This is a genomic window from Bacillota bacterium (assembly GCA_040754675.1).
In the GTDB taxonomy this organism is placed as follows: Bacteria; Bacillota; Limnochordia; order Limnochordales; family Geochordaceae; genus Geochorda.
This window is the reverse complement of sequence record JBFMCJ010000158.1, coordinates 1-8,332: the sequence shown is the minus strand read 5'-3', so window position 1 is coordinate 8,332 and position 8,332 is coordinate 1. Positions and strand designations below refer to the sequence as shown.

7 protein-coding genes and 1 other RNA gene are annotated in these 8,332 nt (G+C 69.7%); all 8 read right to left on the bottom strand.

Going from position 1 to position 8,332, the window contains the following annotated elements:
* Nucleotides 1-1,654, bottom strand: a 1,654-nt coding sequence (alaS, locus tag AB1609_10595; GenBank protein MEW6046915.1) for an alanine--tRNA ligase, incomplete at its 3' end; no start/stop codon positions are given.
* A gap of 90 nt (nucleotides 1,655-1,744) precedes the next feature.
* Nucleotides 1,745-2,893 (bottom strand): AI-2E family transporter, encoded by a 1,149-nt coding sequence (locus AB1609_10590; protein ID MEW6046914.1) that lies wholly within the window; start codon nucleotides 2,891-2,893, stop codon nucleotides 1,745-1,747.
* 48 nt (nucleotides 2,894-2,941) lie between these two features.
* Entirely contained in the window at nucleotides 2,942-3,193 is a 252-nt protein-coding gene (locus AB1609_10585) for a hypothetical protein (GenBank protein MEW6046913.1), read from the bottom strand.
* A 32-nt stretch (nucleotides 3,194-3,225) separates the two neighbouring features.
* Nucleotides 3,226-4,380 (bottom strand): tRNA 2-thiouridine(34) synthase MnmA, encoded by a 1,155-nt coding sequence (mnmA, locus tag AB1609_10580; GenBank protein ID MEW6046912.1) that lies wholly within the window; start codon nucleotides 4,378-4,380, stop codon nucleotides 3,226-3,228.
* Nucleotides 4,377-5,588 (bottom strand): cysteine desulfurase family protein, encoded by a 1,212-nt coding sequence (locus tag AB1609_10575; GenBank protein MEW6046911.1) that lies wholly within the window; start codon nucleotides 5,586-5,588, stop codon nucleotides 4,377-4,379. Before AB1609_10575 ends, mnmA begins: the two co-directional genes overlap by 4 nt.
* Before the next feature lie 100 nt (nucleotides 5,589-5,688).
* A complete protein-coding gene (locus tag AB1609_10570; GenBank protein ID MEW6046910.1) occupies nucleotides 5,689-7,071 on the bottom strand; it encodes a replication-associated recombination protein A in 1,383 nt (460 codons plus the stop codon).
* Nucleotides 7,072-7,104: 33 nt separating this feature from the next.
* Nucleotides 7,105-7,306, bottom strand: a non-coding RNA gene (gene ssrS / locus AB1609_10565) — 6S RNA.
* Nucleotides 7,307-7,399: 93 nt separating this feature from the next.
* Nucleotides 7,400-8,332 (bottom strand): amino acid--tRNA ligase-related protein (locus AB1609_10560; GenBank protein MEW6046909.1); only part of this gene is annotated, 933 nt, incomplete at its 5' end.

Below are 8,332 nucleotides of genomic sequence, written 5' to 3'. Positions count from 1 at the left end.
CCGCCGCCTCCACCGTGTCACCCTCCTGCAGCCGGCCCTCTTCGATCCGCACCCGGTGAACGATGACCCCGGCCAGCGGCCGCTGCACGTCGAGCACGGAAGCTCGCCCACCCGACCAGGCGAGCCGCCCTGTGTCGGCCACCTGCCCGCCTCCCTCGGGGTAGAAGGGCGTCCGGTCCAGCACCACCAGCGCATCGGTGCCTTGCTCCGCCCACGAGACCCGCTCGGAACCCTGCAGCACCGCCTCCACACGGGCCGTGGCCGTTCCCTGCCCGTATCCGACGAACTCGGATCGCAACCTCGTGAGCGCCTCACCCAGCTCCTCTGTCCCGGTGCCGAGGTAGCCATAGGCCCGCCGGGCAGCCCGGGCCCGCTCCCGCTGGGCCTCCAGCGCCGCGGCGAAGCCGTCCTCGTCCACGGTCACGCCCTTTTCGGCCGCGATCTCACGGGTCAGCTCCAGCGGGAAACCGTACGTGTCATACAGCCGGAAGGCGTGGTCGCCGCTCAGCTTGCGGCCCCGCTGGACCGTTTCCAGCATATCCCCCAGTACGTCCAGCCCCGCCTCGAGGGTCTGCAAAAAGCGGTGCTCTTCAACCTCCAGCACCCGGAGGATGAGGTCGCGGCGCTGGACGAGTTCGGGGTAGGCGTGCCCCATGGCTGAGATGACGCCGTTGGCAAGTGCCTTCCAGAAGGGGCGGCGCACCCCCGCCAGCCACGCGTGGCGGCTCGCCCGGCGGATGAGGCGCCGCATCACGTACCCGCGGCCCTCGTTGCCCGGCATGATGCCGTCCATGGCCATGAACGTGGCGCTGCGCCCGTGGTCCACCATGATGCGCGCGGCGCGATCCGTGGTCTCCTCCTGCCCGTAGGGCCGCCCCAGGATGGCGCCCGCGCCGTCCAGGATCTTCCCCACCTCGTCGGTCTCGAAGATGGTTTCGACGCCCTGCAAGATGGCCAGCATCCGCTCCAGGCCCATGCCGGTGTCGATGCCGGTGCGCTTCAGGGGGTGATACTGCCCCTGCTCGTCCTTGTGGAACTGGATGAAGACGAGATTCCAGAACTCCAGGAACCGCCCGCAGTCACACCCCGGCTTGCAGGTGGGCTTGCCGCAGCCGTACTCGGGCCCTCGATCGATGTGGATCTCGGACGAGGGGCCGCACGGCCCCACCCCGATCTCCCAGAAGTTGTCCTCCTTACCGAGCCGTACGATCCGCTCGGCGGGAAGCCCGACTCGCTCCCGCCAGATGGCGAACGCCTCGTCGTCGTCCTGGTAGATGCTGGCCCACAGAAGCTCCGGGTCGATCTCAAGCACCCGGGTGACGAACTCCCAGCCCCACTCGATGGCCTCTTTTTTGAAGTAGTCGCCGAACGAGAAGTTGCCCAGCATCTCGAAGAACGTGCCGTGCCGGGCTGTGATGCCCACCCGCTCGATGTCGGCCGTGCGAACACACCGCTGGCACGTGGTAACCCGGGGGTGGGGCGGCTCAGCCCTGCCGAGGAAGTACGGCTTGAACTGCACCATGCCCGCCCCGGTCAGGAGCAGGGTGGGATCGCCCTTGGGAATCAGCGACGAGCCGGGAAGCCGAACGTGCCCCTTGCTCTCGAAGAAGCTCAGGTAGGCTTCCCGCAGCTCGCTTGCGGTCAGTCTGCGCATGGTCGGGAGATGCTTTGTGGCCTCCTCGCCGGGCCAGGAGAATCACCTAAAGGGTATAGGAGCCTCCAGAGGTTGTCAACGTGGGCTTTTCTAGCCTTGTGGAAGCGGCGAGGGCCCCCCTTCCGCGGCGGGCGTGCCGGGTTCGGGGGCGCGGGCGGGAACGTCTGCGCGGGCCGGTGCCGTCTCCTCTGCGCCGCTCCCACGGCCCCCCATGAAGAAGCGCAGGACGTCGCGCGCCACCGACGTCGCCGGCACGGCCACCAGCATGCCGATCACGCCGGCCAGTTCGGCGCCCGTCAGCACCGCCCCGATCACCACCAGGGGGTGCAGCCCCGCCGACCGGCTCATCACCTTGGGCTGCAGCCACGCCCCCTCAAGCTGATTGGCGGCCACCAGCAGCCCCGCGGCCCACAGCGCGGTCATGGGGCCCTTCGCCAACGAGAGCGCCACGATGGGAACGCCGGCCGCCACCGGGCCGAAGTACGGCACGATGTCGAGAAGCCCGGTCACGAGCCCCAGCAGCAGGGCGTAGGGAACCTTCAGCACCATCAAGCCCACCGCCACCAGCGCCCCCACCGACATGGAGACGATGAGCTGCCCCCGGATGACGGACGCCAGGGTGTTGTCGATGTTGAGCGCAAGGTCGACCACGTGCCGGCGGTGACAGGGTGGGACGAGCGCCAGGATGCCCCGGGCCAGCCGTTCCCGGTCCTTCAGGATGTAGTAGGCGAGGACGGGGGTGAGCACGAGGTTCAGCGCGTGGGAGACCGTCGCGACCAGCAGGCCCCCTACCCGGGCGGCGAGCGCCTCCAGCAGGCGTTCGACCTGACCGACCAAGGCATCTGCGGCCCGGGACACCACCGGGGGCAGGGAGTCGAAGCGCAGGCGCTGGGACCACTGCCGCACCATGGCATCCCACTGCTCGCGCTGGGCGGGAAGCTGGCGCGCCAGGTTGTCGACCTCCGCCGAGATGGAGGGCACGACGCTGACCCACAAGAGCGCGACGAGAAGCCCCAGGGCCAGGTACACCGTAAGGATGGCCGCGCCGCGCGGGACCTGTCGCCTCTCCAGGAGGGTCACCAGGGGCTCCAGCAGGTACGCCAGCACCAGGGCCAGCACGAACGGCGTCACCACGGCCCTGAGCCGCCACAACACGAGAAGCCCGGCGGCGGCGGCAACAAGGCCTACCACATATCGAAAGCGCTGTTCGCTCAACAAAAAGGCACCGCGTTCGCGCACACGGCCGGAACGCGGCGCTCTCCCCCTTCCCCGGATGGGCCGACGTCTTCAGGCCTTTCGCCCGAGCAGCGCCAGCGTGGCGTCCACGGCGGCACGCCCGGCGTCAAGCACAAGCTGCAACCGGGAAGCCCTGGGCTCCCGCAGCGCCTCCTCCGCCGCCTCCCCCAGCGCGGCCCGCCTCAGCCTGCGCAACCGTACGTTTTCTCCGTTCCTGCGGCGCTGCCCCGACCCGCTCAGGTACAGCGCCAGGAACGCCCCCAAGAAGCCACCCCAAAGCAGTCCTCGCACAAAACGCCGCATGGCCGTGACTTTTCGCCCGCCTCCCCATCGGCTCACTTCGAGGCCGACGCTTCGACAGGCGTAGTATGCGCGGCGCTCTCGACCGCCTTGAGCGCCCTGGATATGATCGCGCCCCCCACCACCACGTCGTCGCGGTACCAGACCACCGACTGGCCCGGGGTGACGGCCCACTGGGGGCTGTCGAACAGGCACCGGACCCGGCTTTTAGGATCCGGGGCGTCCACCGGCTCAATGATCGCCGCGGCGTCCGCCGCCGTCCGGCGGATGCGGGCCTCGACCCGCATCGGGCCGTAAAGCCCGGGCACCGCAATCCAGTTGACCCCGCTGGCCTCCAGCCCCCACGCCTCCGCCTCGGTTCGCTCTCCCACAACCACTCGCCGGCGCACCGGATCGATGTCGACCACGTACAGCGGCCTCCCGGCCGCAAGCCCCAGCCCCTTGCGCTGCCCCACGGTGAAAAACGCCACGCCGTCGTGCTCCCCGAGCACGCGCCCGGAGGTGTCCACGATCTCGCCCGGCTGCCTGGCCTCGGGAGCGTTCTCGAGCAGGTAGCGGCGGTAGTCGCCGTCCGGGATGAAGCAGATCTCCTGGCTCTCGGGCTTGGACGCCACCGGCAAACGCAGGGCCCTGGCAAGCTCGCGCACCTCTTCCTTCGTGTACGGCGCAAGCGGAAACAGCACACGCTGGAGTTGCGCCTGGGTCAGCGGCCAAAGGGCGTACGTCTGGTCCTTGCGGCGGTCTTTCGGCCGAAGCAAAAGGTAGCGACCGCTCTGCGGGTCCTGCTCGACCCGGGCATAGTGTCCCGTGGCCAGCGCCTGCGCCCCGAGCTGTACCGCCCGGTCCGCGAGCGCCCCAAACTTCACCCGCTCGTTGCACCAGACGCACGGGTTGGGCGTCCGGCCCTGGAGGTACGCCCGCGTGAACGGCCCGATGACGCTTTCGGCGAAGACGTCCTGGAAGTTGAAGACGTAGTAGGCAATCCCCAGCCGGTCGGCCACACGCCGCGCGTCAGTCACTGCGTCCAGGGAGCAGCAGCCCACGTGGCGTCCCGGCGGCTTCATCCCCTCCGGCCAGATCTGCAGGGTCACGCCGATGACGTCGAAGCCCTCCCGCACCAGGAGCGCCGCCGCCACGGAGCTGTCCACCCCGCCGCTCATCGCCACCACCACACGGGGCCGGGCGCTCACGGCTTGTTCACCCCGGCGGCCGCCGCTCTGTCCCCGGCCTCGCGCAGCCGCCTCACGGCGCCTGCGATGCGCTCCGAAGCCTCGTTTATCTCGTCGGGAGTGTTGAACGGCCCGATGCTGACCCGGATCGAGCTCCGGACACGCCCTTCGGGCAGGCCCATGGCCCGCAGCACGTGCGAAGGCACGAGCGACCCCGCCGTGCACGCCGCACCGTACGAGCAGGCAACCCCGTTCATGTCGAGTTCCACCAGGAGCGTCTCGGCCTCCACGCCCGGTACGTACAGGCTAACCAGGCCGGGCACCCGGGGAGCGCCGGCGCCGTTCACCTCGAGCCCGGCCACCTCCCGGAAAAGCCGGGAGAGCAAGCGCTCTTCCAGCGCGCGCTTGTGGGCCTCGATGGCCTCCCGGCTCTCCCTGGCCCACGAAAGCGCCGCCGCCATGCCTGCGATGCCCGCCACGTTCTCCGTGCCGGGGCGCAGCATGCGCTCCTGGCCCCCGCCGAACAGGATGGGATCGAACGGAACGCCTCGCTCCACGTAAAGCAGGCCGGCCCCCTTGGGCCCGCCGAACTTGTGCGCCGAAAGCGCCATGACCTGGCAGCCCAGGCGCCTCACGTCGAGGGCCTCGCAAAACGGCCCCTGAACGGCGTCTGTCAGCATGAGGGCTCCGGCCCGCCGCGCCACCTCGGCGATCTGCGCAACCGGCTGAAGGGTGCCGACCTCGTTGTTGGCCAGCATCACCGCCACCACGGCGGGCCGCGCGCCCCTCGCGGCCAGCCGGTCCAGGGCGTATGCCACGGCGTCTGGCGTCACGACCCCGCGTCCGTCGCAAGCGGCACGCTCGACCGCGAAGCCCTCTTCCTCCAGGTGGGCCGCTGCCTCCAGGACGGCATGGTGCTCGATGCTGCTGACCACCACGCCGTGCCGGCCCTGCTCGCGGCGCATCGCGCGGGCCGCGCCGATCAGGCCCAGGTTGGCGGACTCCGTGCCCCCCGAGGTGAACAGGATCTCGCCGGGCGATGCACCGAGAAGCTCGGCGGCGGTCTCCCTCGATTCGTCAATGAGCCTTCGAACGCTCTGCCCCGGGCGGTGGGGGCTCGACGGGTTGGCGGCGTCCAGGCCGCGGGCGATGACCTCGAGCATGGCCGACCGGGCCTGCTCGCACATCGGCATGCTGGCCGCATTGTCGAGGTAAATCACCTCGCCCACCACCCTGGAAACACCCCCTGTTCGGCGCCCGAAAGGCACCTCTCTACAGTACCACGTAGCTTTTCACCGTGTCAAAAGAAGATCCCCGGAATGGCGCGGTTTACCGCGCCTGGTCGGGCGCGCGAGGCGGGCCGGCCTTGCTCGGCTTTTGCCGTTTCAGCAAGCCCTCAAACAGGTGGGGTTCGGCGCCCTGGTCGCCGGGGTGGTAGTAGCGGCGGCCTTTGAGCGCTTCGGGAAGATAGAGTTGTTGCACCCAGTGCTGCGGGAAATCGTGGGGATACAAGTAGCCCTGCCCATGCCCTGCCGCCTCGGCGTCCCGGTTCGCGTCCTTGAGGTGATCCGGAACCGAAAACTGCCCGTGCTCCTCCAGGTCGGCCAGCGCCGAAAAGTAAGCCCCCGTCGAGTTGCTCTTGGGGGCAAGCGCGAGGTAGAGCGTCGCCAGCGCCAGGTGGTACTGAGCCTCGGGCAGCCCGACCCACTCCAGCGCCCGCGCGCAGGCCGCGGTCACCACGATCGCCTGCGGGTCGGCCAGCCCCACGTCCTCGGCCGCCAGGATCAGCAACCGGCGCATGATGAACCGGGGGTCCTCCCCGGCGCGCACCATTTTCGCGAGCCAGAACAGCGCCGCGTCGGGATCCGATCCCCTCACCGACTTGATGAACGCCGAGATGGTGTCGTAGTGCTCGTCGCCCGTACGATCGTAGCGGGGCGAACGCCGCTGCATGGCCTGGCGGGCTGCCTCGAGGTCGACGACAACGGCCTGCTCCGCCACGCCCGCGGCTGCCGCCGAGTCGACGGCCAGCTCCAGGGCGTTGAGCGCGCTACGGGCATCCCCCTCGGCGGACAGGGCCAGGTACTCCAGGGCCTCGGGCGAGAGGCGCACGGTGAGCCGGCCCAGGCCCCTCTCCCGGTCTTTAAGGGCGCGCTCCAGGATCTGCCGGATATGGGCGGGCTCCAGTGGGTTGAGCCGGAAGACGCGAGCGCGGGAGAGAAGCGGGCCCACCACCTCAAAGAAGGGGTTTTCCGTGGTGGCGCCGATGAGGGTGATGGTGCCGTCCTCCACGTGCGGGAGCAGGGCGTCTTGCTGGGCCCGGTTGAAGCGATGAATCTCGTCGATGAAGAGGATCGTCCTGCGGCCCGCCGCCCGGCGACGCCTGGCCTCCGCCACGACCCGCCGGATATCGGCCACGCCCGCCAGCACCGCGCTCAGCGTCTCGAAGTGGGCGCGGGTGCTTTCTGCGATGACCTGAGCCAGGCTGGTCTTGCCGCTTCCCGGAGGCCCCCACAGGATGATGGAGTGGTGGAGGCGGTCCGCCTCGATGGCGCGCCGTAGCGGCGTGCCGGGTCCGATGATGCTCTCCTGGCCCACCAGTTCATCGAGGGTCCGGGGCCTCATGCGGGCGGCAAGCGGCTGGCGCCGGGCCTCGGGGTCCGGCGCCGCGCCCCCGAACAGATCAGGCTGGCCCTGATGGTCTTTGGTCAAAGGCGTGGATACATCCCACACCGGGCCTCAACTAAAAGCCCCGCCGTGCCGCTAAGGCTACCCGTTGATGAACCCGGTGCTCAAGGAAGGTGGGTGCCCTCCTGCGGACTTCAGGGCTACTGCCCGGCCCATCCGGGAGAGGCAGCCTGCCCGCCACCCGCAGAGCCCGAGCTCCCTCTGTGATGGTGTTGGCTCATCACAATAGGTAGCTTCACCACGAACACGGCAGGGATTACCGGCAACTCTCGCCTTTCTCAGGCCGGCCTCATCATATCACAGCCGCGAAAGCGCCAGCAAGGTAAGTTCGCATGACGCACGGGCTCGATTTTCATGCCACCGGGGCGGTCGTGCGGATGTGCAGTTCCCGCAACTGCCGGTCCGAGATGGGGGCCGGCGCGCCCGTCAGCGGACACGTGGCCTGCGCCGTCTTCGGGAACGCGATGACGTCCCGGATGGTGCTTCGCCCGGCAAGCATCATCACCAGGCGGTCGAGCCCCAGCGCGATCCCTCCATGCGGAGGCGGACCGTACTCGAACGCCTCCAGCAGGAAGCCGAACTGCCGCCGGGCCTCCTCCGGCTCCAGCCCCAGCACGGCAAAAACCCGCTCCTGGATCTGACGGTCGTGGATGCGGATGCTCCCCCCGCCCAGCTCCGTGCCGTTGAGCACCAGGTCGTACGCTCGCGCTCGCACCCGGCCCGGGTCCTTTTCGAGCAGATCCAGGTCGTCGGGGCGTGGCGAGGTGAAGGGGTGGTGGCGGGCCTGCCAGCGCCGTTCCTCGGCGGAGTACTCCAGCAGCGGGAAGTCCACCACCCACAGAAACTCCCAGCGGCCTGTCGCGACGGCCCCGTGCTGCTCGGCGATCTCGAGCCGCAGCCTCCCGAGGGCTGTGGCCGCCGCCTCCTCTTGGTCGGCGATCAAGACCAGAAGCCCCGCGGACTCCTCGCGCGCCAGCCCGAGAAGGCCCTGCTTCTCCGCGTTGCCCAGGTGCCGCGCGATGGGGGAGCGCAGTTCCTCGCCGTCCACGACGGCCCAAACGATCCCCCGGACCCCGAGCTGGGGCGCGCGTTCCACCATCTCGTCCAGTTCGCGGCGGGAGACCTGGATGCCGGACGGCATCGCCAGCGCCTTGACGCGGCGGCCCGCCGCGGCCGCTTCGGCAAAGATGCGGTAAGGGCTGGCCCTGAAGAGTTCGGTCACGTCGCGAACGCGGCCGGGAGCGCGCAGGTCGGGCTTGTCGGACCCGTACTGCGCCATCGCCTC